The organism is Streptomyces sp. NPDC015130, assembly GCF_043080005.1.
Classification (GTDB): domain Bacteria; phylum Actinomycetota; class Actinomycetes; order Streptomycetales; family Streptomycetaceae; genus Streptomyces.
Genome location: NZ_JBIBVC010000005.1, coordinates 450,649 through 475,926 on the forward strand (window position 1 = coordinate 450,649; position 25,278 = coordinate 475,926).

General features: G+C 72.7%; 27 protein-coding genes. 12 read left to right on the forward strand and 15 right to left on the reverse strand.

Going from position 1 to position 25,278, the window contains the following annotated elements:
- Positions 1-80: 80 nt before the first annotated feature.
- From ispF to ACF08F_RS13540, 3 genes are all read right to left on the reverse strand, one after another.
- A complete protein-coding gene (gene ispF / locus ACF08F_RS13530; protein WP_392298643.1) occupies positions 81-581 on the reverse strand; it encodes a 2-C-methyl-D-erythritol 2,4-cyclodiphosphate synthase in 501 nt (166 codons plus the stop codon).
- Positions 571-1,320 (reverse strand): 2-C-methyl-D-erythritol 4-phosphate cytidylyltransferase, encoded by a 750-nt coding sequence (gene ispD / locus ACF08F_RS13535; protein WP_392298644.1) that lies wholly within the window; start codon positions 1,318-1,320, stop codon positions 571-573. Before ispD ends, ispF begins: the two co-directional genes overlap by 11 nt.
- Before the next feature lie 411 nt (positions 1,321-1,731).
- The gene (locus ACF08F_RS13540; RefSeq protein ID WP_003953493.1) at positions 1,732-2,214 is read right to left on the reverse strand and encodes a CarD family transcriptional regulator; all 483 of its coding nucleotides are present in this window, start codon (positions 2,212-2,214) and stop codon (positions 1,732-1,734) included.
- A gap of 710 nt (positions 2,215-2,924) precedes the next feature.
- Between ACF08F_RS13540 and ACF08F_RS13545 the strand changes: the two genes are divergently transcribed.
- Positions 2,925-3,560: a DUF461 domain-containing protein gene (locus ACF08F_RS13545; protein ID WP_392298645.1), complete on the forward strand. Its 636-nt coding sequence runs from the start codon at positions 2,925-2,927 to the stop codon at positions 3,558-3,560.
- A gap of 78 nt (positions 3,561-3,638) precedes the next feature.
- Here the strand turns inward: ACF08F_RS13545 and ACF08F_RS13550 are convergent, their stop codons facing one another.
- Both ACF08F_RS13550 and ACF08F_RS13555 read right to left on the reverse strand, forming a co-directional pair.
- Complete coding sequence (locus tag ACF08F_RS13550) at positions 3,639-4,319, reverse strand: response regulator transcription factor (RefSeq protein ID WP_017242433.1); 681 nt, start codon at positions 4,317-4,319, stop codon at positions 3,639-3,641.
- Complete coding sequence (locus ACF08F_RS13555) at positions 4,316-5,548, reverse strand: sensor histidine kinase (protein ID WP_392298646.1); 1,233 nt, start codon at positions 5,546-5,548, stop codon at positions 4,316-4,318. Before ACF08F_RS13555 ends, ACF08F_RS13550 begins: the two co-directional genes overlap by 4 nt.
- Positions 5,549-5,812: 264 nt before the next feature.
- Here ACF08F_RS13555 and phoU point away from each other — a divergent pair, with 264 nt between their 5' ends.
- Both phoU and ACF08F_RS13565 read left to right on the forward strand, forming a co-directional pair.
- The gene (gene phoU, locus ACF08F_RS13560) at positions 5,813-6,493 is read left to right on the forward strand and encodes a phosphate signaling complex protein PhoU (protein ID WP_024756335.1); all 681 of its coding nucleotides are present in this window, start codon (positions 5,813-5,815) and stop codon (positions 6,491-6,493) included.
- 101 nt (positions 6,494-6,594) lie between these two features.
- Positions 6,595-6,747 (forward strand): hypothetical protein, encoded by a 153-nt coding sequence (locus tag ACF08F_RS13565; RefSeq protein WP_392298647.1) that lies wholly within the window; start codon positions 6,595-6,597, stop codon positions 6,745-6,747.
- Between the two features lie 86 nt (positions 6,748-6,833).
- Here ACF08F_RS13565 and ACF08F_RS13570 read toward each other — a convergent pair whose 3' ends face one another.
- Both ACF08F_RS13570 and ACF08F_RS13575 read right to left on the reverse strand, forming a co-directional pair.
- Positions 6,834-7,316, reverse strand: a complete 483-nt coding sequence (locus tag ACF08F_RS13570; protein ID WP_392298648.1) for a GNAT family N-acetyltransferase — start codon at positions 7,314-7,316, stop codon at positions 6,834-6,836.
- 91 nt (positions 7,317-7,407) lie between these two features.
- On the reverse strand, positions 7,408-8,169 hold the full coding sequence (locus ACF08F_RS13575; protein ID WP_030554270.1) for a phosphoglyceromutase: 762 nt from the start codon (positions 8,167-8,169) through the stop codon (positions 7,408-7,410).
- A 125-nt stretch (positions 8,170-8,294) separates the two neighbouring features.
- Between ACF08F_RS13575 and ACF08F_RS13580 the strand changes: the two genes are divergently transcribed.
- On the forward strand, positions 8,295-9,710 hold the full coding sequence (locus ACF08F_RS13580; protein ID WP_392298649.1) for an MDR family MFS transporter: 1,416 nt from the start codon (positions 8,295-8,297) through the stop codon (positions 9,708-9,710).
- Here the strand turns inward: ACF08F_RS13580 and ACF08F_RS13585 are convergent.
- Complete coding sequence (locus tag ACF08F_RS13585) at positions 9,700-10,626, reverse strand: MBL fold metallo-hydrolase (RefSeq protein WP_392298650.1); 927 nt, start codon at positions 10,624-10,626, stop codon at positions 9,700-9,702. The genes ACF08F_RS13580 and ACF08F_RS13585 overlap by 11 nt on opposite strands.
- A 106-nt stretch (positions 10,627-10,732) precedes the next feature.
- Here ACF08F_RS13585 and ACF08F_RS13590 point away from each other — a divergent pair, with 106 nt between their 5' ends.
- Positions 10,733-11,695, forward strand: coding sequence for an AraC family transcriptional regulator (locus ACF08F_RS13590; RefSeq protein ID WP_392298651.1), 963 nt, complete (start codon positions 10,733-10,735; stop codon positions 11,693-11,695).
- A 72-nt stretch (positions 11,696-11,767) separates the two neighbouring features.
- On the opposite strand, the gene ACF08F_RS13595 is transcribed toward ACF08F_RS13590, so the two are convergent.
- Both ACF08F_RS13595 and mshA read right to left on the reverse strand, forming a co-directional pair.
- Entirely contained in the window at positions 11,768-12,262 is a 495-nt protein-coding gene (locus ACF08F_RS13595) for a YbjN domain-containing protein (protein WP_392298652.1), read from the reverse strand.
- On the reverse strand, positions 12,255-13,622 hold the full coding sequence (gene mshA, locus ACF08F_RS13600; protein ID WP_392298653.1) for a D-inositol-3-phosphate glycosyltransferase: 1,368 nt from the start codon (positions 13,620-13,622) through the stop codon (positions 12,255-12,257). Before mshA ends, ACF08F_RS13595 begins: the two co-directional genes overlap by 8 nt.
- 255 nt (positions 13,623-13,877) lie before the next feature.
- On the opposite strand from mshA, the gene ACF08F_RS13605 reads away from it, so the two are divergent.
- The 3 genes from ACF08F_RS13605 (at position 13,878) to ACF08F_RS13615 (ending at position 17,678) form a co-directional block, all read left to right on the forward strand.
- Positions 13,878-14,672: a class I SAM-dependent methyltransferase gene (locus tag ACF08F_RS13605; protein ID WP_392298654.1), complete on the forward strand. Its 795-nt coding sequence runs from the start codon at positions 13,878-13,880 to the stop codon at positions 14,670-14,672.
- A 225-nt stretch (positions 14,673-14,897) separates the two neighbouring features.
- Positions 14,898-15,947 (forward strand): NlpC/P60 family protein, encoded by a 1,050-nt coding sequence (locus ACF08F_RS13610; RefSeq protein ID WP_392298655.1) that lies wholly within the window; start codon positions 14,898-14,900, stop codon positions 15,945-15,947.
- Positions 15,948-16,436: 489 nt separating this feature from the next.
- Positions 16,437-17,678, forward strand: coding sequence for a PP2C family protein-serine/threonine phosphatase (locus tag ACF08F_RS13615; RefSeq protein ID WP_392298656.1), 1,242 nt, complete (start codon positions 16,437-16,439; stop codon positions 17,676-17,678).
- A 48-nt stretch (positions 17,679-17,726) separates the two neighbouring features.
- On the opposite strand, the gene ACF08F_RS13620 is transcribed toward ACF08F_RS13615, so the two are convergent.
- From ACF08F_RS13620 to ACF08F_RS13630, 3 genes are all read right to left on the reverse strand, one after another.
- Positions 17,727-18,074 carry a DUF2516 family protein gene (locus ACF08F_RS13620; protein ID WP_392298657.1) on the reverse strand — a complete coding sequence of 116 codons (348 nt, stop codon included), beginning with the start codon at positions 18,072-18,074 and terminating at the stop codon, positions 17,727-17,729.
- 147 nt (positions 18,075-18,221) lie between these two features.
- A complete protein-coding gene (locus ACF08F_RS13625; RefSeq protein ID WP_392298658.1) occupies positions 18,222-18,788 on the reverse strand; it encodes a hypothetical protein in 567 nt (188 codons plus the stop codon).
- Between the two features lie 35 nt (positions 18,789-18,823).
- Positions 18,824-19,264 carry a helix-turn-helix domain-containing protein gene (locus ACF08F_RS13630; RefSeq protein ID WP_392298659.1) on the reverse strand — a complete coding sequence of 147 codons (441 nt, stop codon included), beginning with the start codon at positions 19,262-19,264 and terminating at the stop codon, positions 18,824-18,826.
- Between the two features lie 89 nt (positions 19,265-19,353).
- Between ACF08F_RS13630 and ACF08F_RS13635 the strand changes: the two genes are divergently transcribed.
- Both ACF08F_RS13635 and ACF08F_RS13640 read left to right on the forward strand, forming a co-directional pair.
- Entirely contained in the window at positions 19,354-19,749 is a 396-nt protein-coding gene (locus ACF08F_RS13635) for a helix-turn-helix transcriptional regulator (protein WP_392298660.1), read from the forward strand.
- Between the two features lie 68 nt (positions 19,750-19,817).
- Positions 19,818-20,234, forward strand: a complete 417-nt coding sequence (locus tag ACF08F_RS13640; RefSeq protein ID WP_392298661.1) for a VOC family protein — start codon at positions 19,818-19,820, stop codon at positions 20,232-20,234.
- Between the two features lie 85 nt (positions 20,235-20,319).
- Here the strand turns inward: ACF08F_RS13640 and ACF08F_RS13645 are convergent, their stop codons facing one another.
- Positions 20,320-20,814, reverse strand: a complete 495-nt coding sequence (locus ACF08F_RS13645) for a hypothetical protein (protein ID WP_392298662.1) — start codon at positions 20,812-20,814, stop codon at positions 20,320-20,322.
- A gap of 83 nt (positions 20,815-20,897) precedes the next feature.
- On the opposite strand from ACF08F_RS13645, the gene ACF08F_RS13650 reads away from it, so the two are divergent.
- Together ACF08F_RS13650 and ACF08F_RS13655 are read left to right on the forward strand one after the other, a co-directional pair.
- Positions 20,898-21,383, forward strand: coding sequence for a MarR family winged helix-turn-helix transcriptional regulator (locus ACF08F_RS13650; RefSeq protein WP_392298663.1), 486 nt, complete (start codon positions 20,898-20,900; stop codon positions 21,381-21,383).
- Positions 21,384-21,518: 135 nt separating this feature from the next.
- On the forward strand, positions 21,519-23,030 hold the full coding sequence (locus ACF08F_RS13655; protein ID WP_392298664.1) for an MFS transporter: 1,512 nt from the start codon (positions 21,519-21,521) through the stop codon (positions 23,028-23,030).
- A gap of 93 nt (positions 23,031-23,123) precedes the next feature.
- On the opposite strand, the gene ACF08F_RS13660 is transcribed toward ACF08F_RS13655, so the two are convergent.
- The gene (locus ACF08F_RS13660) at positions 23,124-25,217 is read right to left on the reverse strand and encodes a HelD family protein (RefSeq protein WP_392298665.1); all 2,094 of its coding nucleotides are present in this window, start codon (positions 25,215-25,217) and stop codon (positions 23,124-23,126) included.
- Positions 25,218-25,278 lie beyond the last annotated feature (61 nt).

The following is a 25,278-nucleotide window of genomic DNA, read 5'->3' on the forward strand; positions in this document are numbered from 1 at the left end:
CACTCCAGGGTAGTGGGCGTGTGGTAGTGCCCCGCGACCTGTCGACGATTCGCGGGGCACGTTTTTCGCACGTTCCGGGGCTACGGAGCCGTTACGGGGTAGACGAGGGCGGTCGCGAGGGCGGCCAGGCCCTCGGCCCGGCCGGTCAGACCGAGGCCGTCGGTGGTCGTGCCGGAGACGGAGACGGGCGCGCCGGCCGCCTCGCTCAGCGCCTTCTGCGCCTCGTCGCGGCGCTTGCCGACCTTGGGGCGGACGCCGACGACCTGGACGGCGATGTTGCCGATCTCGTACCCCTCGGCGCGGACGATCCGGGCGGCCTCGGCGAGGAGGGTGACGCCGGAGGCGCCGGACCACTCGGGGCGCGAGGTGCCGAAGTGGGCGCCGAGGTCGCCGATTCCGGCGGCGGAGAAGAGGGCGTCACAGGCGGCGTGGGCGGCGACGTCTCCGTCGGAGTGCCCGGCGAGTCCGTACTCCTCGCCCTCCCAGAGCAGGCCCGCGCACCAGAGTTCGCGGCCCTTCTCGAAGGCGTGGACGTCGGTCCCGATGCCGGTACGGGGGATGAGGGGGAGGTCAGAAGCCATCGTTGGCCCTCCTGCGGGCGAGTACGGCCTCGGCGAGGACGAGGTCGAGGGGGCGGGTCACCTTGAAGGCCTCTTCGTGGCCGGGCACGACGACGACGGGCGCGCCGAGCCGCTCGACCATGCCGGCGTCGTCGGTGGCGCCCTCGCCGGTGAGGGCGATGGTGGCGTGGGCGTTGACCAGCGTGTCGTGGTCGAAGCCCTGCGGGGTCTGGACGGCGCGGAGGCGGGCGCGGACCGGTGTGGCGACGACCTGCTCGGGGTCGCCGGGCCGCTCGGCCGGCTCGACCTCCTTGACGGTGTCGGCGACGGGCAGCGCGGGGACGACGGCGACGGCCCCGTCGCGTACGGCCTCGATGACGGCGTCCACGGTGTCGACGGGGACCAGGGGGCGGGCCGCGTCGTGGACGAGGACGGTGGTGACGCCCTCGGGCAGCGCCTGGAGTCCGAGGTGGACGGATTCCTGGCGGGTGTCGCCGCCGGGGACGACGAGGTAGTCGGTCCGCTCGGGGAGGGCGTGGTCGTCGAGGAGGCGCTTGACCTCGGCGGCGCCGTCGGACGGTGCGACCACGACGACGAGCGAGACCGCGCGGGAGGCGGCCATCGCGCGGACGGCGTGGATGAGCATGGGGGTGCCGTTCAGCGCGCGGAGCGCCTTGGGGGCGCCCGGGCCGAGGCGTACGCCCCGTCCGGCCGCCGGGATCACCACGGCGGTACGAGGAGGACGCGCTTCGTCTGACATCGGTTGCACTCCGGCAGGTTTGTTTCCGCGGCCGACATGGGTATGGCCTCACCGTGCCGGACGCTCCGCCTTGACCGGGCCCTTTCCGTGACGACGGTCGAGGCGTGAGCGCGTGAGCACAGGGGTTCGGACGTAACAGGGGGTGCGGGTTCTCTTCAGCGGTACGCACGGGACGGCGGCTCTTCAGGAAGCCGGCCGGCCGGGTGCGTACGGTCGTGCGTACGCTCCGCATTCGTACGCGAACATGCCGCAGCGCCCGGCGACAGCGCTGTGTGGTTCACAGCGCGCCAGCGGGCACCGCGGCATCGCTTCACTTGGAAGCACGCTCGGAGCGAATCGCCCGGAAAGATCCGGCCGCCCGGAGGAATCCGGGTGCCCGGGGGAGACCGGAGCGATTCAGAGCGCGCTCACTCAGGACGCGAGGACCTCGTCGAGGAGAGCCTCGGCCTTGTCCTCGTTCGTGTTCTCCGCGAGAGCCAGCTCGCTGACCAGGATCTGCCGAGCCTTGGCGAGCATCCGCTTCTCACCGGCGGACAGCCCGCGCTCGCGCTCCCGGCGCCACAGGTCGCGCACCACTTCGGCGACCTTGATGACATCGCCGGAGGCGAGCTTCTCGAGATTTGCCTTGTAGCGACGGGACCAGTTCGTCGGCTCTTCGGCGTACGGCGCGCGCAGCACCTCGAAGACCCGGTCCAGCCCGTCCTGACCGACCACGTCGCGAACTCCGACGAACTCCGCATTGTCCGCCGGTACACGAACCGTCAGGTCGCCCTGCGCGACCTTGAGCACCAAGTAGGTCTTGTCCACGCCTTTGATCTGGCGAGTTTCGATGGCCTCGATCAGCGCGGCCCCGTGATGGGGATAGACCACGGTGTCGCCAACCTTGAACGTCATGTGACAGGTACCCCTTCCGTGGCTATCCAGGGTAACACGGAAACTGGTTGTTCTGAATGGCGTTTTCGCAGGTCAGAGCATATCTCGGGGCTTGACAACAGCATCACGAACGTGCTGCGGAGGGCTTCCGGAAGGCGGTATTCGCAGGTCGGAGCGGCTGTACGGACGGAGAGAAACGCGCACGTTACACCTACCTGGAGCCCCTCCAGGGAGGGGCGATGTCCCGGTTTGTCGGGTTCGGAGCGCCCTTCTTCACGTACTCCGTTCGAGGATCGTCCACCCGTACGGATGCATGCCGGGGTGATTCCGGAATTGATCAGGTCGACGACGGTCCGTGATTTTCCGGAGCGGGCCGCGAAGAATGCGGGGCAGCCGTCGAATTGATCAAGGCAGTTATGTGAACAACAGGTCAATGGGTCGCGATCCGGCCACGGAGGGTGGCCCTCGGCGGCGGGCGGAACCCCCGCGACACCCCGCTCGGCACGCGCTCGGCACCGCGCTCGACAGCCTGCCCGACAGCCCGCCCTGCAGCCCGCCCGACAGCCCCCTCCGGGCGGCCCCGGTGACGTCGCCGCGAGTGCGGCGGAGCGGTTAGGGGCGGGTCGGGTGCGGGACGGAGAGTGCGGCTCGGTAACCTAAGCGCGCTGACACACCTTTAGCTGTTCCTTAGTCCCCAGACCTGTCCGTTCGTCCTAGGAGATGCCGCCGCCGTGAGCCGCAGCCTTCGACGCGGCGCCCTCGCCGCCACCGCCATCGTGTTCTCGATCGCCGCGCTGTCCGCCTGTGGTGCGGGCAACGACGCGCAGACGCTCCAGGTCAAGCCCGACAACGCGGCCGTCACCGTGGACGACGTCAAGATCCAGAACGCGCTGGTCATCACGCAGCCCCACCAGGGCGTGAAGGGCCCGGCCGTCGTCTCGGCGACCGTCTTCAACAACGGCCGCACGCCGCAGACCATCGACGCGATCACCCTGCCGGGTACGACCGCGACGGTGAAGCTGACGGCCGCCGCGGGCGCCGCCGGCCCGATCACCGTCCCGGCGCAGGGCTCGGTCGTGATCGGCGGCGAGGGCAACCCCACCGCCACCATCGAGAACGGCACCGAGGCGGCCCGGAAGGGCGACGCGCAGAAGGTCGTCTTCAAGCTGAGCAAGACCGGCGAGGTCGGCCTGGACGCCTTCGTCGTCCCGGCGTCGAGCTACTTCAAGGAGTACGGCCCGTCGATCGTCCCGGCTCCCCCGGGCTCCGAGACGACGGCCCCGGCCCCCGCCGAGGGCGACCACGGCGCCGCCGAAGGCGGGCACGGCACCGAGCCCTCGGGCGAGGCCACGACCGCCGGTCACTGACCGCGCGGCAGGACATGCGTGAAGGGCGCCCCCCGGCCGGGGGGCGCCCTTCACGCGTACAGCGGACCAGCGGTTCTGCTACGGCTCGAACTTGTAGCCCAGGCCGCGGACCGTCACCAGGTAGCGCGGGGCGCCCGGGTCCGGCTCGATCTTGGCGCGGAGGCGCTTCACGTGGACGTCGAGGGTCTTCGTGTCCCCGACGTAGTCCGCGCCCCACACCCGGTCGATGAGCTGCATACGGGTCAGCACGCGGCCCGCGTTGCGCAGCAGCATCTCCAGGAGGTCGAACTCCTTCAGCGGCAGGTCGACCTTGCCGCCCGAGACCGTCACCACGTGGCGGTCGACGTCCATGCGGACCGGGCCGGCCTCCAGGGCCGCCGGGGTGACCTCCTCCGGCTCGCCGCGGCGGCGGAGCACCGCGCGGATGCGGGCGACCAGCTCCCGCGAGGAGAAGGGCTTCGTCACGTAGTCGTCGGCTCCTATCTCCAGGCCGACGACCTTGTCGATCTCGCTGTCCTTGGCGGTCACCATGATCACCGGGACGTTCGAGCGGCCGCGCAGCTGGCGGCACACCTCGGTACCGGGCAGCCCCGGAAGCATCAGGTCGAGGAGGACGAGGTCGGCTCCGTTGCGCTCGAACTCGTCGAGGCCGTCGGGCCCGGTCGCCGCCACGGCGACCTCGAAGCCCTCCTTGCGGAGCATGTACGACAGGGCGTCGCTGAAGGATTCCTCATCCTCGACGACGAGCACTCGGGTCACGGAAGGACCTCCGGGGAGGGAAGCGGTTCGGTCATGAGATCAGGGGTGGTGGGGGAGGAGACGGGCCTGCGGTCCCGTGAGGAGCCCGCCTCGGGAAGCCGCAGGGTGAAGGTGGAACCCTGCCCCTCGGTGCTCCACACGGTGACCTCCCCGCCGTGCGAGGCGGCCACGTGCTTGACGATGGCGAGGCCGAGCCCCGTACCGCCCGTGGCACGGGAGCGGGCCGGGTCGACGCGGTAGAAGCGCTCGAAGACGCGCTCCTTGTCCTTGTCGGGGATACCGATGCCCTGGTCGGTGACGGCTATCTCGATGAGGTCGCCGCCGGGCGCGGCGATCTTGCGTGCCGCGATGCCGACACGGGTGTGGGCCGGTGAGTAGTTGACCGCGTTCTCGACGAGGTTGCCGAGGGCGGCGGCGAGCTGGCCGCGGCTCCCCCAGACGCGCAGGTCGGCGGCGCCGCCGGAGATCATGCTGATCTGCTTGGTGGAGGCGGTGTGCCGGGAGCGGTCGATCGCCTCGGCGACGAGCTCGTCCACGGACACCGGCTCGGAGTCCTCCAGCGGGTCGTCGTTCTGCACGCGGGAGAGGTCGATGAGCTCCTGTACGAGGTTGGTGAGACGGGTCGCCTCGATCTGCATGCGGCCGGCGAAGCGGGTGACCGCCTCGGGGTCGTCCGAGGCGTCCATGACCGCCTCGGAGAGCAGGGAGAGGGCGCCCGTGGGCGTCTTGAGCTCATGGCTCACGTTGGCGACGAAGTCCCGCCGTACGGCTTCGATGCGGCGGGCCTCGGTGAGGTCCTCGACCAGGAGCAGGACCAGCCGCGAGCCCAGCGGGGCGACGCGGGCGGAGACGGCGAGGGCCTCGCCGCGTCCGGTGCCGCGCCGGGCCAGGTCCAGCTCGACCTGCCGTATCTCCCCGTCGCGGCGGGTGTCGCGGGCCATGTTGAGCATGGGCTCCACGGCCAGCTTGCCGCCCCGGACCAGGCCGAGGGCGTACGCCGCCGAGCTGGCCTTCACCACGGAGTCGCTGTCGTCGAGGACGACCGCGGACGAGCGCAGTACGGACAGCACGGTGTCGACGCCGGGCGGGAGCACCGCGTCGGTGTGCAGGGAGGTCCGGGTGGGTCGCGCCTGGTCGCGCTCGCTCCAGCGGAACGCCAGCATGGCGATCACGCCGGTGCACACGCCGGCGATCGCTGCCAATGCGGCGACCGCCGCGTTCACGTCCATGCCCTCAAGGTTATGCGGGTCGACGGACACTCTCCCAGCCGTCCGAGTGGCTGCTCGAACAGTCGTCGCCCAGAGTTCACCGAGGAGACGGGGGTGGTTCATTTGCCACGACGGCCCCGGTGGCGTGTGTCGCCCAGAGTTCACCTGGAGGAAAGTGACGATTCACATGAGGGGGTGGAACCGGACGCGTAGGGAGCCGAACGTGGGAGCGTGGGGGTCCGAAGCCCCACCCGGACCCCGGAGCTTTGCGTAGAGAGGGACACCATGCGGGACGCGTACCACGAGGAACTGGACTCGATCGGCGAGAGCCTGGTCGAGATGGCCCGACTCGTCGGATCGGCGATCGGGCGTGCCACCACGGCGATGCTCGACGCGGACCTGAAGCTCGCGGAGAGCGTGATCGCGGCGGACCAGAAGGTCGACGACCTCCAGCACGACCTGGAGGCCCGGGCGATAGCGCTGCTCGCCCGGCAGCAGCCGGTGGCGACGGACCTGCGGATCGTGGTGACCTCGCTGCGGATGAGCGCGGACCTGGAGCGCTCGGGCGACCTGGCGCAGCACGTGGCGAAGCTGGCGCGGCTGCGGTTCCCCGACACGGCGGTGCCGCGGGACCTGCACGCGACCATCCTGGAGATGGGCCAGCTGGCGCAGCGTCTGATGGCGAAGGCGGCGGAGGTCATCATCACGAAGGACGTCGACCTGGCGCTCCAGCTGGAGCAGGACGACGACGAGATGGACCTGCTGCACAGGACGCTGTTCCAGCACCTGATGGACGACCGCTGGCGGCACGGCATCGAGACGGCCGTGGACGTGACGCTGCTCGGCCGGTACTACGAGCGGTTCGCGGACCACGCGGTGTCGGTGGCGAAGCGCGTCGTGTACCTGGTGACGGGTGAGCACGCGGACGAGCTCCAGGCGGCGGACGCGCCGGTGGAGGGCGCGTAGTCGCGTCCGGGGGCGCGGGCGCCTGTGCGCCGTTGATGCGCCGGTCCGAGTGGGCATGCAATGGGGGGAGGCGACGCGCGCCTCGAAAGGGAGGGACCCCCATGGCCGAATCCCCCATGACGACCGACCCCCGGCAGGAGGCCCCGCGCGGGACGGAGTTCCTGCCCGTCCTCGGGGCCTGCGGCTGCGGCTCGGGCTGCGGCTGCGGGTGCCAGTCGGGCTCGCCGTGCCAGTGCGGAGGCTGCTCGGGCTGACCGGCGGGGAGGGGCGGGGCCGCGACCCCGCCCCTCCCCGTGTGTCCGTACGCCGTTTCCGCGTCCCGCCTGTCCCCGCTCGGGGCTCAGATGTCGAGGACGCCGACGGTCTGGCCTCCGCTGAGCTCGCCGGTCGTACGGAAGCCGAGCCGGCGGTAGAACTCGCCGGGCCCGTCCTCGCCGGGCTCCCAGGTCACGTACAGCTGTGTCGCGCCGCGCCGCCGGAGCTCTTCGCGCACCGCCTCGACGGCGAAGCGCCCGTACCCCTTGCCCTGTCCGGTGGCGGTGATGTTGAGCCGCCAGAGGCCGCTGCGGCGGTCGGCGGGGTCCTTCTTCTCGTTCCACGGGACGTCGAGGAAGGCCATGAGGAAGCCGACCAGCTCGTCCCCGTCGAAGATGAGCCGGGGCCAGGCTGTCTCCCCGAAGGCGTACGCCTCGGCGAGGGAGCGCACGACGGGGGCGACGTTGCGCTCCTGGTGGGGGTGGACGCGCAGCTCCAGGGCGGCGTCCACGTTCTCGGGGGTGACCCGCTCCAGGCGGAGTGTCGTACTGGTCTGTGACGTGTTCATGGCCCGGAACGCTAGCGAGTCGGCGGGCCCGGAGCGAGAAAACACCCCCGACCCGCGCCGTGTGCGCAGGTCAGGGGCATGATCACTTTTCTTACTTCTTCTTGCCCTGGTTCTTCACGGCCTCGATCGCCGCTGCAGCCGCGTCCGGGTCGAGGTACGTGCCGCCCGGGTTGAGGGGCTTGAAGTTCTCGTCGAGCTCGTACGACAGGGGGATGCCCGTCGGGATGTTCAGGCCCGCGATGTCCGCGTCCGAGATGCCGTCCAGGTGCTTGACCAGGGCGCGGAGGCTGTTGCCGTGGGCCGCGACCAGGACCGTGCGACCGGCCAGGAGGTCCGGGACGATGTTGTCGTACCAGTACGGGAGCATCCGCTCGACGACGTCCTTGAGGCACTCGGTCTGCGGGCGCAGCTCCGGCGGGATCGTCGCGTAGCGGGCGTCGTGGGCCTGCGAGTACTCGTTGTCGTCGGCGAGCGCCGGCGGCGGGGTGTCGTAGGAGCGGCGCCACAGCATGAACTGCTCCTCGCCGAACTCGGCGAGCGTCTGGGCCTTGTCCTTGCCCTGGAGCGCGCCGTAGTGGCGCTCGTTGAGGCGCCACGAGCGGTTGACCGGGATCCAGTGGCGGTCTGCCGACTCGAGGGCGAGCTGCGCGGTGCGGATGGCGCGCTTCTGGAGGGAGGTGTGCAGCACGTCGGGCAGCAGGCCGGCGTCCTTGAGCAGCTCGCCGCCGCGCGTCGCCTCCTTCTCGCCCTTCGCGGTGAGGTTCACGTCCACCCAACCGGTGAACAGATTCTTCTCGTTCCATTCGCTCTCGCCGTGGCGGAGGAGGATCAGCTTGTACGGTGCGTCGGCCATGCGTAGGAGCCTAATCGACCGCCGACGATTGACGCGCGTCGTCAATTCGCTGGCGTCCGACCCCTGAGATACGTAAGTTACGGAAGCCGAGGTAGGGGCTTACAACAGCAAGGGGCCGGCCACACATGTCCATCGACTCGCTCAGACGATCAGCTCGTGCGACCGTTTCCGGCTTCCCCCCGGGATTCTGGTGGCTCTGGCTCTCGACCCTGGTCAACCGCACCGGTGCCTTCGTCCTGACCTTCCTCCCCCTCTACCTGACGCTGGAGCTCGGCCACTCCGCCTGGTTCTCCGGGCTCGTCGTCGCCCTCCACGGCCTCGGCGGCGTCGCCGGCTCGCCGCTCGGCGGCGCGCTCACCGACCGCTGGGGCCGCCGCCCCACCATGGTCACGATGCACCTGGCCGCCGCCGCCTGCGCCGCCGCCCTCGCCGTCGTCACCGCCCCGTGGGCCATCGCCACCGTCGTCCTCCTCATGGGCGTGGCCATGCAGGCCGTCCGGCCGTCGATCAACGCCACGATCGCGGACATGGTCCCCGCCCACGACGTGCGCCGGGCGTACGCCCTCAACTACTGGGCCCTCAACCTCGGCTTCGCCATCGCCTCCATCGGCGGCGGCGCCGCCGCCTTCCTCGGCTACCGCACCCTCTTCGTCGTCGACGCCGTCGCGACCGTCCTGTGCGCCGTCATCGTCTTCCTCCGGCTCCCCGAGACCCGCCCCGAGACCCCCGTCGACAAGCGCGGCGAGCCCGTCGCCGAGGCGAAGGTCAGCATGCTGACCGTGCTCCGCGACGCCCCCTTCCGCACGCTCGTCCTCCTCAACCTGCTCGTCTGCGTCGTCTTCACCGCGCCCTGGATCGGCCTCCCGCTGACCATGGCGGGCCAGGGTCTGCCCGCGTCCTCCTTCGGCATGGTCATCGCCGTCAACGGCATCGTGATCGTCGGCTTCCAGCTGCTCGTCAACAAGCTGACCGACAAGCGCTCCCCCGTCCTCCTCCTGTCCCTCTCCTCCCTCCTCTTCGCCTTCGGCACCGGCGCCACCGCGCTCGCCGGCTCCTCCGTCGCCTTCGCCATGACGGTGATCGTGTGGACGGTCGGCGAGATGATCCACGTCCCGACGAACGCCGCCGCCACCGCCCGGCTCGCCCCCGAGCACGCCCGCGGCCGCTACCAGGGCGTCATGGGCATGTCCTGGGCCGTCGCCGGGTTCGTCGCCCCCATCGCGGCCGGCGCGATCGTCGGCGGGCCCGGCCCCGACGTCCTCTGGGCGGCGACCGCCGCCATCGGCGTCCTCGCCGCCGTCGGCTACTACACCCGGCTCCGGAAGGCCCTCGGGGACGAGGACGGTCCCTCGCGGGAGACCTTCACGAAGGAGCGCGGCGCGGAGGACGGTGTCGCGAGGGACGGCGTCGCGAGGGACGGTGTCGCGAGGGACGGTGTCGCGAGGGACGGTGTCGCCGAGAGCGGTGTCACCGAGGACGGCGTCCCGGAGGACACCTCCCGGAACGCCGGTGCCGCCGGCCAGGCCTCCGTCAGCGCCTGACCCCGTACTCCGCCCACCGCACCAGGCCGAACCCCTCCCCCTCCCTGCGCACTTCGACGGCTCCGGACCCGCCGAAGTGCGCAGGGACGACCAGCTCCCGCTCGTCCGCCGCCCGTTCGAGGATCCGGCGACGGCTCGCCGCCCCCCGGACCGGGTCGAGGCAGAAGCAGCTGCCGCAGGACGGTTCGAGGAGCTGTACGGGGCTGTGCACCAGGTCGCCGACGAAGACCGCCCTGTCTCCCCCCGACGTCAGCCGCAGCACCGCCGAGCCCGGCGTGTGGCCGGGCGCCGACTCCAGGGTCAGGTTCTCGTCGACACGGTGCTCCCCGTCCCACAGCGTGACCTGCCCGGCCCGGTGGACGGGCGCGACGCTGTCCTCGTAGACGAGCCGGTCCTCCTCCTGGAGGCCGCCGCCGTAGCCGTTCGCCGGGCCGTAGTGGAAGTCGTCGGCGGCCGGTACGAGGTACTCGGCGTTCGGGAAGGTCGGCACCCACTCCCCTTCCTCCTCGGCGGCGCGGGTGTTCCAGCCGACGTGGTCGGCGTGCACATGGGTGTTGACGACGACGTCGACGTCCTCGGGCCGGATGCCGGCCCGCTCCAGCCGGCCCAGGAACCCGTCCCGCCGCCGGTGGAACTGCGGCGAGTGCGGCCGCTCACGCCCGTCGCCCACCCCCGTGTCGACCAGGATCGTCCGCCCGCCGCTGCGCAGCACCCAGCTCTGCAGCGCCATGACCGCGCTGTCGCTCTCCGGCGCCCAGTGGTCCGGCGCCAGCCACTCCTCGTTGTCCTTCCACACCTCGGCCCCGATCTCCGGGACGATGCGGCGGGCCGGACCGAACGGGCCCTGCCACTCGACGACCCGGATGACCTCGACGTCTCCCAGGACGAGACTCCGCGCGTGCTCTCTCGTGTTCATGTCGTCGAGCGTAGGAAGCCGCCGTGAGGCTCTCAATGCTCCTGCCGCTCCTCTGGATACGCGTACGTCTCACCGGACTTGGGGAGCACGGCCGTACGCTGACGGCATGGACGTGGTGAGCGACGCGATCTCGGCCGTACGCGTCGGGCGGCCCTCCTCCGACCGCGTGCGGGTCGGCGGCGACTGGTGCGCCCGGCTGGACCCGTACGACGGTGCCGGGTTCCACGTCGTCCTGAAGGGCAGCTGCTGGCTGCTGCCCGACGGCGGCGAACCGGTCGCGCTCGGACCCGGCGACGCCGTGCTGCTCCCACACGGTACGGGGCACGTCATCGCCGACTCGCCCGCCGACGCGGCGACCGTGGCGCGCGCGGTGCCGTTCGCCCGGTGGGCCGACAGGACCCTGCCGAGGCCGCCCCGGCCGGCCGTCGACGCGCGCGTGCGCGAGGTCGAGATGCTCTGCGGCAAGTACCGGCTCGACCACAGCCACGCGCACCCGCTCCTCGCGGAGCTCCCCCCACTCGTCCACCTGCCGACCCGCACCGGCCACCACCCCGAACTCCGCGCCGCCGTCGACCTCCTGGGCGGCGAGGTGAGCGGCGGGCCGGGCGGCCGGCTGCCCGGTTCGGCCGTGGCGCTGCCCAGCCTGCTCGACCTGCTGCTCGTCTACATGATCCGTTCCTGGCTGGCGGCCGGGAGCGCGGGCGGCGCCTGGCCGGGCGCCCTCGGTGACCCGGTGACCGCCGCCGCCCTGCGGGCGATGCACGCCGACCCGGCCGCCCCCTGGACCAACGAGCTGCTCGCCGCCGAGGCCGGTGTCTCCCGGCCCACCCTGGCCCGCCGCTTCACCGCGCTGACCGGCCGGCCCCCGATGGCGTACCTGACCTGGTGGCGGCTGACGCGCGCCGCCGCGCTGCTCCGGGACACCCCGGATCCGCTGGCCTCGGTCGCCCGCCGGGTCGGCTACAGCTCGCCGTACGCCCTCTCGCACGCCTTCCGCCGGGAGTTCGGCACGACACCGGGCCGGTACCGGGCGGCACGGGAGGAGTCGTTGCCCGTCACCGGTGCCTGAGCACCCGCTGGGCCTCGTACAGGTTCCGCGGGCGCACCGACGCCGGGCTCCCGTACGCCTCCACGCGCGAGGTCAGGGAGCGGTTTTCTGGGTCAGGTTCTTGAACGCGTCGAGGTTGCGCGTCGACTCGCCGCGCGAGACCCGCCACTCGTACTCCCGCCGGATCGCCGACGCGAAGCCCAGCTCCAGGAGCGTGTTGAAGTCGCCGTCCGCCGCCTCCAGGACCGAGCCGAGCAGGCGGTCCAGCTCCTCGGGCGTGACGGCGGCGAGCGGGAGCTTGCCGGCGAGGTAGATGTCGCCGAGGCCGTCGACCGCGTAACTCACCCCGTACAGCTTGAGGTTGCGCTCCAGGAGCCAGCGGTGGACGCCCGGCTCGTTCTCGTCGGGGTGCCGGATGACGAAGGCGTTGAGGGAGAGGGAGTGGCGGCCCGCCCGGAGCGACAGGGTGGTGAACAGCTTGCGCGTGCCCGGGAGCTTCACGACGTACGCGCCGGGCTCCGGGGACTCCCAGTCCAGCTCCGCGTCGTTGAAGGTGTCCTCGATGATCCGCCGAACGTCCTCAGCCATGGTGCGAGCGTACGCGACGGCGGTTCTCCCGGACCCGGTGGTCGTGCATGGCGGCCGTGTACACGTCGGCCGTGCCCGAGGCCGCCGTGTCCCAGCCGAACGACCCCGCGTGCAGGGCCGCCGCCGCACCCATCCGGTCCGACAGGCCCGGGTCGGCGAGGAAGCGGCCGAGCGCGCGGGCGTAGTCCGCCGGGTCGTGCCCCTGGACGAGGAAGCCGGTCACGTCGTCCCGCACGGCGACGGGCAGACCGCCCACCGCCGCCGCGACGACCGGGGTGCCGGCCGCCTGCGCCTCGATGGCGACCAGGCCGAAGGACTCGCTGTACGAGGGCATGACGAGGACGCTGGCCGCGCGGAACCAGTCCGCGAGCCGGTCCTGCCCCACCGGCGGGTGGAAGCGCACGATGTCCGCGATCCCGAGCCGCGCGGCGAGCTTCTGGAGGCCCTCCGGCTTGGCCAGGCCGCTGCCGCTCGGGCCGCCGACGACGGGGACGAGCATGCGCGTGCGCAGCGAGGGGTCCTGCTCCAGGAGCCGGGCCGCGGCGTGCAGGAGGATGTCCGGGGCCTTGAGCGGCTGGATGCGGCCGGCGAAGACGGGGATGAAGGCGTCCGCGGGGAGCCCGAGGCGGGCGCGGGCGGCGGCGCGGCCGTCGGCGGGGCGGAAGTGGTCGAGGTTCACGCCCGGGTGGACGACCGCGATCTTGCCGGGGTCGGCCTCGTAGAAGCGGGCGAGCTCGTCGGCCTCCTCGGCCGTGTTGGCGATCAGCCGGTCGGCGGCGGAGACGATCTGGGTCTCGCCGATGACCCGGGCGGCGGGCTCGGGGGTGTCGCCCTCGGCCAGCGCCGCGTTCTTGACCTTCGCCATGGTGTGCATCGCGTGGACGAGCGGGACGCCCCAGCGCTCGGCGGCCAGCCAGCCGACGTGGCCGGAGAGCCAGTAGTGGGAGTGGACCAGGTCGTAGTGGCCCGGCCGGTGGCCCGCCCATGCCTGCATCACACCGTGGGTGAAGGCGCAGAGCTGCGCCGGCAGCTCCTCCTTGGCCAGACCCTCGTAGGGGCCCGCGTCGACGTGCCGGACGAGGACGCCGGGGGTGAGCTCGACGACCGGCGGGAGGCCGCCGGTGGTGGCCCGGGTGAAGATCTCCACCTCGATGTCGATGGCGGCCAGGCGCTTGGCCAGCTCGACGATGTAGACGTTCATGCCGCCCGCGTCGCCCGTGCCCGGCTGGTGCAGCGGGGAGGTGTGGACGCTGAGCATGGCCACCCGGCGCGGGGTGCGGTTCCGGCCGGGGAGCCGGAGCCGGGTCGGCGCATGGTGCCGGTGCCGGGTACCGGCGAGCCGGGACACGTACTGGCTCACGTCGGCGGTCCTTCCGCTCGGGGATCCCGAGGGCGGCCTCGGGGCTGAGCTGTGTCGGGCTGAGCTGAGTCGGGCGTGCGGTGCCGTACCCGGTCGTGGGGGCGGCCGGGCATGACTCTCGGAGGGCGCGTACGTCCTCCAGCCCCGACAACACCGGAATGGCCCCTTTCATTTCCTCCGGCGGGGGCGCTTTGCCAATTCGTTGCCCGGACGGGGCCCCCTCGGCCCCCGTTCCCCACCCCTTACGCTCGTGTCATGGCCCCGCGCACCACCCGCCCCGTCGGCACACCGACCCGCGGGACCACCAACCCGAACCGACTGCGCCGCATGGACCGCTGGATCGCCGCCGTCCACGGCCCCGCCCTGCGCCGCTCCCCCGAACCGCCGCTCGCCGTCGACCTCGGGTACGGGGCCGCCCCCTGGACCGCCGTCGAGCTCCTCGCCCGGCTCCGCACCGCCGAGCCCCGCACCCGGCTCTACGGCATCGAGATCGAGCCCGCCCGTGTCGAGGCCGCGCGGCCGTACGAGCACGAGGGCCTCTCCTTCCTGCACGGCGGCTTCGAGGTGCCGGTGCCCGGCGAGGTCGCGCTGATCCGGGCGGCGAACGTGCTGCGCCAGTACGACGAGGAGCAGGTCGAGGCCGTGTGGGCCCGGCTGTGCGGGCGGCTCGCGCCCGGGGGGCTGCTCGTCGAGGGCACCTGCGACGAGATCGGGCGGCGGCACGTGTGGGTGGCCCTGGACCGGAGCGGGCCGCGCACGGTGACCTTCGCGACCCGGCTCGGCTCGCTGGAGCGCCCCTCGGACCTCGCGGAGCGGCTCCCGAAGGCGCTCATCCACCGCAACGTCCCGGGCGAGCCGGTGCACGCCTTCCTGCGGGACTTCGACCGGGCGTGGGCGGCGGCCGCCCCGTACGCCTCGCTCGGCGCGCGCCAGCGCTGGATCCGCTCCGTACGCGAACTGGCGGCGGACTGGCCGCTGACGGACGGTCCGCGGCGGTGGCGGCAGGGCGAGGTGACGGTGCGCTGGGACGCCCTGGCCCCGCGCGCCTGACGGAGCCTCCGCCGCTCCTTCCTTCTCCGGCACCCCGACTCCGGCTGAATTTCCCGTGCGTCGGGAACGCCTCCCGCGCATCTCTCGTCCCTTGAGGAGAACCGGCCCGACAGGCCCTGGTTTCCCCTGTTGTTTTGCGGTCCCGCGTGGCACTATCGCCAAGGTCACCGCCAAGTTACTGACGGTAAATCAGAGAAGACGCGGGCCGCATACGAGGGGGAGCTTGTGAACCGACGTCGCCACACCACCGCCGCGATCACCGTGATCTGCGCCCTGGCGGTGCTGGCCTCACCGGCACTGACCCTCCAGGCCGCCGCCGCGCCGCTGCCCCCGCCCCCTCCGAAGAAGAGCCTGGAGGAGGTGCGCAAGGAGATAGACGGCCTGTACCGGCAGGCCGCCGTCGCCACCGACGCGTACAACCTCGCCGAGGAGAAGACCAAGGAGCAGTCCGCGGAGATCGTCCGGCTCGCCCGGATGATCGTCGAGGGCCGCGAGAAGGTCGAGGACCTCAAGGCCAAGGCGGGCGCCGCCGCCCGCGCCCAGTACCGCAACGGCGGGCTCCCGGACGGCGCGCAGCTCGTCCTCACCGACGACCCGCAGCTCTTCCTCGACACCGCGGGACGGCTCAAGGCCGGCGCGAAGGCCACCACGGACCTGCTCGGCGAGATGACCCGCACGCAGGCCGAGTTGGGCGTCTACGCCAAGGACGCCGGCGCCAACTGGACCAAGCTGGAGGCCCACCGGGTCAAGCAGGCCCAGGCGAAGAAGGAGATCAACGGCAAGATCGCCGCGGCCGAGAAGCTGGAGTCCGAGCTCGCCGCCGAGGAGCGCGAGCGACTGCGCCGGCTGGAGGAGCAGGCGCAGTACCGGGCCCAGACGAACTGGCTCGACACCGGCATCCTCGGCGACCTCAAGACGGGGGCGACCCCGTCGGGCAAGAAGGCGGTCGAGTTCGCGACGGCGCAGATCGGCAAGCCGTACGTGTGGGGGGCGGAGGGCCCGGACTCGTTCGACTGCTCCGGCCTCACCCAGCTCGCCTGGGCCAAGGCGGGCGCCCCGATCCCGCGCACCTCGCAGGAGCAGTGGCGGCTGCTGCCGCGCGTGGACGTCAAGGACATGCGCCCGGGCGACCTGATCGTCTACTTCAAGGACGCGAGCCACATCGGGATGTACATCGGCAACGGAGCGATGGTGCACGCACCGCGCCCGGGCCGGAACGTGACCATCGCGGGGGCGGGCTCGATGGAGATCCTGGGAGTGGTCCGGCCCGGATAGGGGCCTGCAGCGAGCCGGGCGGACCGGGCAGGGGCATGCAGCGAACCGGGCCGAACCCGGACGGACGGGCCAGGGGCCCCGGCAGGTCGCGCCGAACCCGGACGGACCGGGGCAGACCGCCACCCCGGCAGGACATGGCGGGATTTCGCGCCCCAGGCCTGGCCGGATCCCGTCCATCGACCTGACGGACGCCGGCCGCCCGGCGTGACCTTTCTCATTGCCGCCGGACCCCTTCCGCGGCCCTCCGCGGCACTTCCCGCGACAACTACCTCCCCATCCGCGGCATATGCCAAGCACGGGCAGGCCACTCCCCCGCTGATCACCATTCCGCTGCGCACCGACCTACCGCTAGGGTCCGGGACGGGCGGGGCGCCACCCGGCGCCCTGCGCACCCTCGGGGGGAGGGAAGGAAGCTCCGGACCGATGCCCGTATCCGTACCGCGCCAGAGAATCGTCTCTGCTGACGCGGGACCCGGCGACGCCACCGCTATGGACGCCACCGCTATGACTGGCACAGGCACAGGAACCGACCGCGATCGCACCGATCTCACCCTCCTGGTCGTCGAGGACGACCCGGCGGGTGCCCTCGCCGTGCCCGAGCTCCTGGACGCGGCAGACGCCGCCGGCACCCGCGTACGCATCCGTACCGCCCGCAACCTCACCGAGGCCGAGCGGCTCCTCACCGACGACGTCCACTGCGTCCTCGTCGACCTCTCGCTGCCCGGCCCCCGCGCCGCGGCCGGGGACGACCCGCTCGCCCCGCTGCGCCACATCCTGCGCCTCGCCCCCCGCCACGCCGTCCTCGCCCTCGCGACCTCCGCGGACGCGGAGCTGGCGGCCGAGGCGGTACGCGTCGGGGCCCAGGACCACCTCTTCCGCGAGGAGCTCGACGGGCGGCTGCTCAGCCGGGCCATCCGGTACGCGGTCGAGCGCAAGCGCGCCGACGCCGTCCAGGTGAAGCTGGCCGAGTCCCGGCTGCGGGCCCAGGAGAACGCCCGCCTGGAGCGCGGCCTGCTCCCCACCCCGCTCCTGGAGGGCTCCGACCTGCGGTTCGCGGCCCGCTACCGGCCCGGCCGCGAGCGCGCGCTGCTCGGCGGCGACTTCTACGACGTCGTCCGCACGCCCGACGGCACCGTCCACGCCATGATCGGCGACGTCTGCGGGCACGGCCCCGACGAGGCCGCGCTCGGCGTCGAGCTGCGGATCGCGTGGCGGGCCCTGACCTTCGCGGGGCTGTGCGGGGACGAACTGCTCTCGACGATGCAGCAGGTCCTGGAGCACGAGCGGGAGAGCGACGAGATCTTCGCGACCCTCTGCACGGTCGACATCGCGCCCGACGGCCGCCGGGCGGGCCTCTGCCTCGCCGGCCACCCGTCACCGCTGATCGCCCGGCAGGGACGGGCGGCCCGGCTGCTCCCGTACGAGGACGGCGGACCGGCCCTGGGGCTGCTGCCGCGCGCCCGCTGGCCGCGCCGCCAGGTGGAGCTGGGCGGGGCGTGGAGCCTGCTCATGTACACGGACGGGCTGATCGAGGGCCGCTCGGCCGGCCCCGGTTCGCCGCGGCTCGGTCAGGACGGGATGGTCCAGATGATCAACCGGCAGCTGTCCGAGGGCCTGCGGGGCGAGGAGCTCCTGGAGACGGCGGTGACGGAGGTCAGGGCGCTGAACGGCGGCGAGCTGACGGACGACGTCGCCGTCCTGGCCCTGGAAAGGGACAGGACCCGGGGCTGACCGCCCCAGGTCCCGTCACTCGTCGCTCTCGGTACCGCTGCCGGTCCGCTACCGGCCGCCGTTGTAGGGGCCGTACGGTCCGTCGCTGCTGGAGCCGCCGCCCCGGCGGCCGCGGCCGCCTCCGCCGGAGACCTGCGCGAGCGCGGGGCGCACGTCCACCATGAAGACGATGGCGGCGATCAGCCCGGCGATCTGCAGGAACAGCATGGGCAGCAGCAGGTTCAGGGCGAGGTTGATCGCCAGGAGGATCAGCCAGAACTTCTTCGTCTGCTTGTCGGCGGCGCGGTAGGCGTCCTCGCGCGCCATGGCGGCGAAGACGAGCGCTGCGACGGCGAAGCCGGTGAAGACCAGGAAGATCACCAGAGAGAGAAGAGAGTCGAATCCCGCGCGCAACATGCTGAGCACCGCCTAGTGGTGATGTGGAGAAAGCGCCTCGCGGTCAAGGTACCCGTTACAACGCATCGGGTACCCGTATTGGTGCCCGACCTGTTCGGCCCGCTCCCCTGCCCGGTTCCTGCTCGTCCTGCCCGGTTCCTGCTCGTCCTACTCGGCCTCGGCGGCGACGGACGCCTTCTTGGCGGGGGCCTTACGGGTGGTGGCCTTCTTCGCCGGCGCCTTCTCGGCCGCGACGACCGGGGTCTCCTCGGCCTCCGCCTCGGCCACCCGGGGCTCCGGGTCCGGCTCCACGACGACCGCGATCTCCGTGATCTCCTCGGCGGCCTCGCCCCGCCAGACCTTGACGGCCTCCTCGCCGCGGGCGGCGACCTCCTCGTACTTCTCGCGCGCCTTGACCGCGTACTCGGCGGCCACGCCGACACCGCGGAGGGCGAGGTCCTGCGCCGTCTCGCCGAGCTTCTTGAGGTCCGTGTCGAGACCGCCGACGACCTCGGCGAACTTCGACTGGACGGTGACCTGGGCCTCCTTGGCCTGGGCGGTCACCTTCTCCTGGACGGCCTTCGGGTCGGTCTTCCGCACGGCCTCGATGCGGGCGGGCGCCTCGGCGGCGAGCTGCTCGATCAGGCCGGGGACCTTCCTGGCCTGCCGCACGGCGAGGTCGGCGGTGCCGGCGGCGAAGTAGAGGGGGGTACGCAGTTCGTCGATGATGGCCATGCTGGTGGTCCTCCCGGGTGTGGCGTACGTACGTACTACGGCGAAGGCGAATCGGCATCGGGCGCGGGGCCGGCGGTACCGGTCTCGGCGGCTGCGGCGGCTGCGGCCTGGGCCGCGGCGACCGCGGCCTCGGCGGCGTTCTCCTTGCGGAAGGAGTCGTAGATCTGGAGCAGCACCTGCTTCTGCCGCTCGCTGATCGAGGGATCGGCCAGGATGACGGCGCGCGTCTCCAGCTCCTCCCGCTCCTTCTCGTCGAGGATCCCGGCCCGCACGTAGAGCGTCTCGGCGGAGATCCGCAGCGCCTTGGCGACCTGCTGCAGCACCTCCGCGCTGGGCTTCCGCAGCCCGCGCTCGATCTGGCTCAGGTACGGGTTCGACACGCCGGCGGCGTCGGCGAGCTGCCGCAGGGACAGCTGCGCGGTCCTCCGCTGCTCGCGGAGGTACTCACCGAGATTGCCGACGTTGAGCGATGCCATGCCCCGACCATGCCAGCCTCTGCTAACTATTGCAAGCAGGCGCTTGCAACTGTGTCGGCCTTCGCGCGGGGCCGTGCGATGCTGGGAGCGTGAGGCTGGAGGACTTGACGCGGCTGCGGCGGGCGCGGGACGTGATGGACCGGGACTACGCGCTGCCGCTCGACGTACCGGCGCTGGCCAGGGTCGCGCTGATGTCGGCGGGGCACTTCTCCCGCAGCTTCCGGGCCGCGTACGGCGAGACGCCGTACAGCTATCTGATGACCCGGCGCGTCGAACGGGCGAAGGCGCTGCTGCGGCGCGGGGACCTGAGCGTGACGGAGGTCTGCTTCGCGGTGGGCTGCACCTCGCTCGGCTCGTTCAGCTCGCGGTTCACGGAGCTGGTGGGCGAGCCCCCGAGCACGTACCGGGCGCGGTGCCACCAGGCGGGTGCGGTGATCCCGGCGTGCGTGGCGAAGGTCCTCACGCGCCCGACCAGGACCGACTGAGCGGGCGGCGCCGCAAGCGGTCACGATCGGAGAAGCGGATTCCGGGCCGCCGCCGTACCGTCGAAGCCATGAACGTCAAACTCTCGCAGTGCTTCATCGCCGTCGACGACCACGACAAGGCCCTCACCTTCTACCGCGACGCCCTGGGCCTTGAGGTCCGCAACGACGTCGGGTTCGAGGGGATGCGCTGGGTGACCGTCGGCTCGCCGACGCAGCCGGACGTCGAGATCGTCCTCGAACCGCCGCTCGCCGACCCGAACGCCTCCGCCGCCGACCGCCAGGCCATGGCGGAACTGCTCGCCAAGGGCATGCTGCGCGGCGTGATCTTCTCCACCGACGACGTCGACGCCACCTTCGAGCACGTCAGGGCGGCCGGCGGCGAGGTGCTGCAGGAGCCGGTCGACCAGCCGTACGGCGTCCGCGACTGCGCCTTCCGCGACCCGGCGGGCAACATGCTCCGCTTCTCCCAGCCCCGCAAGTCCTGACCTCACCCGTACATCCGCAGCGACCCGCACGGGACCCGGCCCGCGCATCCCACGCCCCAGCCCCCGCACCCGTCCCGCCCCGCGCTCAGCCCGCAGCCGCCGCCCAGGCGGCGAGCGCCGCGAAGTCGGCCTCGGCGAGCCCGCGCCGGGGGTCCACCCGGTGGAGGAGCGCCCGGCCGGGGTGCCGGGCGGCGACCCACTCCCGGTCGACGGCGCCGATCTCGTCGTCCACCCAGGCGAACGGCCGCCCCGCCGCCCACGCCACCAGCGCCGGCGCCTTCCAGTGGAGCCCCGGCACCCAGGCCTCCTCTCCGGGGCCGTCCGGCCAGGGGACGAGGGGCAGAGTGGGGAGCCCGAGACGCGGGGCGACCCAGGTGTTGGCGTCCTCCTCCCAGGTCGTCGCCCACACCAGCTCGCACGGGAGCGCCGCGAGCCGAGCCCCCTGCGCCGGGTCGAGCCGCGCGAGGAGCGGGCTCACGGACGGGGGCGGTGCGGGCGGATGGGCCGGGTATATCCCTCCCGGCGCGCCGAACGGGATCAGCGGCCCGTCCACGTCCAGGAAGAGCAGCGGTGCGGTCACGCCACCATCCTGACGCCCCCGGCAAAGAAGTCGTCCGCTTCCTGACGATCCGCCACAGATCTAGTTTCGTTACCCTGGCAGACATGACTGCCATGGCGCCCACCCGCACCGAGCCCGATCTCTCCTACCTCCTCGACCACACCAGTCACGTCCTGCGCACCCGCATGACCGCGGAGCTCGGCGAGATCGGGCTCACCCCCCGGATGCACTGCGTCCTCGTCCACGCCCTGGAGGAGGAGCGCACGCAGGCGCAGCTCGCGGAGATCGGGGACATGGACAAGACCACGATGGTCGTGACCGTCGACGCCCTGGAGAAGGCCGGGCTCGCCGAGCGGCAGCCGTCGAGCACCGACCGGCGGGCGCGCATCATCGCCGTCACCGCGGAGGGGGCGAAGGTCGCCCAGGAGAGCCAGAAGATCGTGGACGGGGTCCACGAGAAGGCCCTCGCCTCCCTCCCCGACGAGGAGCGCGAGGTGCTGCTGCGCGCGCTGAACCGCCTGGCCACCGGCCATCTGGAGACCCCCGTGGAGGGCCCGAGGACCGCCCGCCGGGCCCGGCAGCGCGGCTGAGCCGGACCGGGAAGCCCCGCCAGAGCCCACCAGGAACCTGCCCCACTCCCGAAACTCCTCCCGTAAAAAATAGTCTGCAACAAAACCATCTGTTAATGTCTCTCCTGTTGCCTCCATCGAACAGGAGAGAGAGCCATGTCCTCCCCGCGCCTCGCCCTCGGCGTCCTCGCCACGAGCATGCTGATGACCGTCCTCGACGGCAGCATCGTCACCGTCGCGATGCCCGCCATCCAGAGCGACCTCGGCTTCACCCCCGTCGGCCTCAGCTGGGTCGTCAACGCCTACCTCATCGCCTTCGGCTCGCTCCTCCTGCTCGCCGGCCGTCTCGGCGACCTCCTCGGCCGCAAGCGGATGTTCCTCCTCGGGACGGGCCTCTTCACCGCCTCCTCCCTCCTCGCCGGCGTCGCCGCCTCCCCCGAGGTCCTGATCGCCGCCCGCTTCCTCCAGGGCGTCGGCAGCGCGATGTCCGCGGCCGTCGGCCTCGGCATCCTCGTCACCCTCTTCGCGGAACCCCGCGAACGCGCCAAGGCCATCGCCGTGTTCAGCTTCACCGGAGCCGCCGGCGCCTCCCTCGGCCAGGTCCTCGGCGGAGTCCTCACCGACGCCCTCGCCTGGAACTGGATCTTCTTCATCAACCTCCCCATCGGCGTCGCCGCCCTCCTCCTCGCCCTCCCCGCCCTGCCCGCCGACCGCGGCCTCGGCCTGAAGGCCGGCGCGGACGTCCTCGGGGCGCTGCTCGTCACCTCCGGCCTGATGACCGGGATCTACGCCGTCGTCACCATCGAGGAGTACGGGGCCGGTTCGGCCCACACCCTCGGCTTCGGCGCCCTCGCCGTCGCCCTCCTGGCCGGCTTCCTCGTCCGCCAGACGAAGGCCGCCACCCCGCTCATGCCCCTGCGGATCCTCCGCTCGCGCAGCGTCTCCGGCGCCAACCTCGTCCAGATGCTGATGGTCGCCGCGCTCTTCTCCTTCCAGATCCTCGTCGCCCTCTACCTGCAGAAGGTCCGCGGCTACGGCGCCGCCGAGACCGGCCTCGCGATGCTGCCCGCCGCCGCCGTCATCGGCGCCGTCTCCCTCGGCGTCTCGGCCCGCCTCATCGCCCGCTTCGGCGAGCGGAACATCCTCCTCACCGGCCTCCTCCTGCTCGTCGGCGTCCTCGGCCTGCTGACCCGCCTCCCGGTCGACGCCGACTACGCCACCGACCTGCTCCCCGTCATGCTGCTCGCCGCCGGCTTCGGCCTCGCGCTCCCCGCCCTCACCTCGCTCGCCATGTCCGGCGCCGAGGAGCAGGACGCGGGCCTCGCCTCCGGCCTCTTCAACACCACCCAGCAGATCGGCATGGCCCTCGGCGTCGCGGTCCTCTCCACCCTCGCCGCCTCCCGCACCGAGTCCCTCACGGCGGCCGGCCGGCCCACCGCCGAGGCCCTGACCGGCGGATACCACCTCGCCTTCGCCGTCGGCACCGCGCTCGTCCTCGCCGCCCTGGCGGTCGCCTTCACGGTCCTGCGCCCGTCGAAGAACGCCCCCACCGGCACCGCCACCGACACGACCACCTCCGGCACCGGCACCGGCACCGACACCTCCGACTCCGACTCCGACTCCGACTCCGACTCCGAGAAGACTCCCGGGGTGGCCGTGGCCGCATGAGAGCCGACCCGCTCGCCGCCGAACCGGCGTGTCCGAACGGACCGCCCCCCGGGACCTCGAAGCGCTCGCGAGCGCTTCGAGGTCCCGGTCCGTTCACAGGCCGGCCAGGGCGGCGACCGGACCTCCCGGCTCCGCCACCAGGCACTCCGGCAGTTCCTCCGCGTGCACCAGCGCCAGACGCGACACGGCGCGGGTGAGCACCACGTACAGCCGGTTCACCCCGCGCGCCTCGGCCGCCACGATCGCGGCGGGTTCGACCACGACGACATGGTCGAACTCCAGGCCCTTGACCGCCGTCGCGGGCAGCACGGTCACCCGCTCGTCCGCCCGCGCGCCGCACCCGCGCACCGCCTCCTCCACCCGCCCGACCAGGCCGTCGGCCGTGATCACCCCCACCGAGCCCTCCGCCGCGAGCGCGGCACGGACGGCGGTGGCGATCGCGGCCGAGAGGTCCGAGGCCCGGTGGACCGTCAGCTCCCCGTCCGTACGGACCGACCGGCCCGCCGGCACGTCAGCGCCCAGGTGCGGCAGGAGCCGGTTGGCGAGGTCCACGATCGCCGCCGGAACGCGGTACCCGAGGGTCAGCGGCACCACCGGCGCCTCGGGCCTGCCCAGGTGGACCAGTTGCTCGCGCCAGTCGCGGGCCGCCCACGGGGTCGTGCCCTGGGCGAGGTCCCCGAGGACGGTGAGCGAGCCGAAGGCCGTACGGCGGGCGATCGCCCGGCACTGCATCGGCGAGAGGTCCTGGGCCTCGTCGACGACGACGTGGCCGTAGCTCTCGGGGCGTTCGATCAGTCCCGCCAGCTCGTCGAGGAGGACGAGATCGGCGGCGGTCCACCGCGCCGAGCGGTACGACCGGGGCGGCCGCTCCCAGCGGATCGCCGCGGCCTCTCCTTCCAGCAGACCGCCGCCCTCCACGCCCCCCGCCGACCCGTCCCCCACCAAGGACGCGCCCCGCACAGCCCCGTCCCCCACCACGGCCCCGGCCCCCACCGGGTCCGTCAGCAGCTCCGCGAGCACCTCCTCCGGTGTCGTCCGCGGCCAGCACGCGTCGAGGAACGCGGTCACCGCCCGGGCCCGCTCGACGCGCCGCACCCACGCCGCGCCCACGGCCCCCGCCCGGCGCTCGGCCCGGAGCTGGAGTGCCCGGACGACGCGGGCCCGGACCCGTTCGCGTCCCGTGGCGTAGGGCGGCGACTCCTCCCGTACCGCCTCGACGATCGCGGCGAGTTCGGCGGCCGGCAGCCGCCAGTGGTACGAGCCGTCGGGGACGGCCAGGTCGCCCGGCGGGACCGGGTCGACCCTGCCGTACAGCGCACGGTGCAGCACCCCCGCCATCCGGGCGTCGTGCTTGACCCGGGCCGCCGCCTCCCCGTCCTCGGCCCGCACGGGGTGGCGGGCGAGTTCCTCGTCGAGGGTCGCCTGCCGCACACCGGTCTCGCCGAGCGAGGGCAGCACCTCGGCGATGTACGACAGGAAGGCGCGGTGCGGACCGAGGACGAGGAGGCCGGAGCGGCTGATGCGCTGCGGGTGGCTGTAGAGGAGGTAGGCGGCCCGGTGCAGGCCGACGGCGGTCTTGCCGGTGCCGGGCGCGCCCTGCACGCAGAGCGAGGCGGCCGGGTCGGAGCGGACGAGGTCGTCCTGTTCGGGCTGGATGGTGGCGGCGATGTCCCGCATGGGGCCCACCCGGGGCCGCTCGATCTCCCCGGCGACGAGCGCGCTCACGGTCTCCGTCCCGCCGTTCGCGAGGCGTTCGTCCTCCAGGGCGGTGAGGTCCTCCGTGGCGCCCCGGCTGTTCGGGGCCCAGCCGAAGCGGCGGCGCCGGAGGACACCCTGCGGGTCATGCGCGCCGGCCTGGTAGTAGGCGCGGGAGACGGGGGCGCGCCAGTCGACGACGAGCGGCGGGGCGGCGGGGTCCTCGGAGATCCGGCGGCGGCCGATGTGGTGGGTCTGGCCGTCCTCGCGGTCGAGGCGCCCGAAGAACAGCGGGCCCGGCGGCTGTTCCCCCATCTCCTTGGCGCGACTGCGCAGATGGAAGCCGAGGGCCTCGGCGTCGGCGCCGGACGCGGCGACGTCCTCGCCGGTCACGACCTGTTCGGAGACGTCCTCGGCCATCCGGGTCAGGGCGGCGCGGCAGGCGTCGTGGTGGGCGCGTTCACGGGCGAGCTCAAGGTCCGGTGACGTCATTCCGCCAAGACTAACGGAAAACGTTACCGGGTTACGTTTTTTACTTCGCCATTACGCTCGC

Bases quoted from the DNA above. Each gene is read 5' to 3' on its own strand.
- ispF (WP_392298643.1), bottom strand. From the start codon at position 581: ATGGCTTCTGACCTCCCCCTCATCCCCCGTACCGGCATCGGGACCGAC.
- ispD (WP_392298644.1), bottom strand. From the start codon at position 1,320: ATGTCAGACGAAGCGCGTCCTCCTCGTACCGCCGTGGTGATCCCGGCG.
- ACF08F_RS13540 (WP_003953493.1), bottom strand. From the start codon at position 2,214: ATGACGTTCAAGGTTGGCGACACCGTGGTCTATCCCCATCACGGGGCC.
- ACF08F_RS13555 (WP_392298646.1), bottom strand. From the start codon at position 5,548: ATGGACGTGAACGCGGCGGTCGCCGCATTGGCAGCGATCGCCGGCGTG.
- phoU (WP_024756335.1), top strand. From the start codon at position 5,813: ATGCGGGACGCGTACCACGAGGAACTGGACTCGATCGGCGAGAGCCTG.
- ACF08F_RS13565 (WP_392298647.1), top strand. From the start codon at position 6,595: ATGGCCGAATCCCCCATGACGACCGACCCCCGGCAGGAGGCCCCGCGC.
- ACF08F_RS13570 (WP_392298648.1), bottom strand. From the start codon at position 7,316: ATGAACACGTCACAGACCAGTACGACACTCCGCCTGGAGCGGGTCACC.
- ACF08F_RS13575 (WP_030554270.1), bottom strand. From the start codon at position 8,169: ATGGCCGACGCACCGTACAAGCTGATCCTCCTCCGCCACGGCGAGAGC.
- ACF08F_RS13580 (WP_392298649.1), top strand. From the start codon at position 8,295: ATGTCCATCGACTCGCTCAGACGATCAGCTCGTGCGACCGTTTCCGGC.
- ACF08F_RS13585 (WP_392298650.1), bottom strand. From the start codon at position 10,626: ATGAACACGAGAGAGCACGCGCGGAGTCTCGTCCTGGGAGACGTCGAG.
- ACF08F_RS13590 (WP_392298651.1), top strand. From the start codon at position 10,733: ATGGACGTGGTGAGCGACGCGATCTCGGCCGTACGCGTCGGGCGGCCC.
- ACF08F_RS13595 (WP_392298652.1), bottom strand. From the start codon at position 12,262: ATGGCTGAGGACGTTCGGCGGATCATCGAGGACACCTTCAACGACGCG.
- ACF08F_RS13605 (WP_392298654.1), top strand. From the start codon at position 13,878: ATGGCCCCGCGCACCACCCGCCCCGTCGGCACACCGACCCGCGGGACC.
- ACF08F_RS13615 (WP_392298656.1), top strand. From the start codon at position 16,437: ATGGACGCCACCGCTATGACTGGCACAGGCACAGGAACCGACCGCGAT.
- ACF08F_RS13620 (WP_392298657.1), bottom strand. From the start codon at position 18,074: ATGTTGCGCGCGGGATTCGACTCTCTTCTCTCTCTGGTGATCTTCCTG.
- ACF08F_RS13625 (WP_392298658.1), bottom strand. From the start codon at position 18,788: ATGGCCATCATCGACGAACTGCGTACCCCCCTCTACTTCGCCGCCGGC.
- ACF08F_RS13630 (WP_392298659.1), bottom strand. From the start codon at position 19,264: ATGGCATCGCTCAACGTCGGCAATCTCGGTGAGTACCTCCGCGAGCAG.
- ACF08F_RS13640 (WP_392298661.1), top strand. From the start codon at position 19,818: ATGAACGTCAAACTCTCGCAGTGCTTCATCGCCGTCGACGACCACGAC.
- ACF08F_RS13650 (WP_392298663.1), top strand. From the start codon at position 20,898: ATGACTGCCATGGCGCCCACCCGCACCGAGCCCGATCTCTCCTACCTC.
- ACF08F_RS13655 (WP_392298664.1), top strand. From the start codon at position 21,519: ATGTCCTCCCCGCGCCTCGCCCTCGGCGTCCTCGCCACGAGCATGCTG.
- ACF08F_RS13660 (WP_392298665.1), bottom strand. From the start codon at position 25,217: ATGACGTCACCGGACCTTGAGCTCGCCCGTGAACGCGCCCACCACGAC.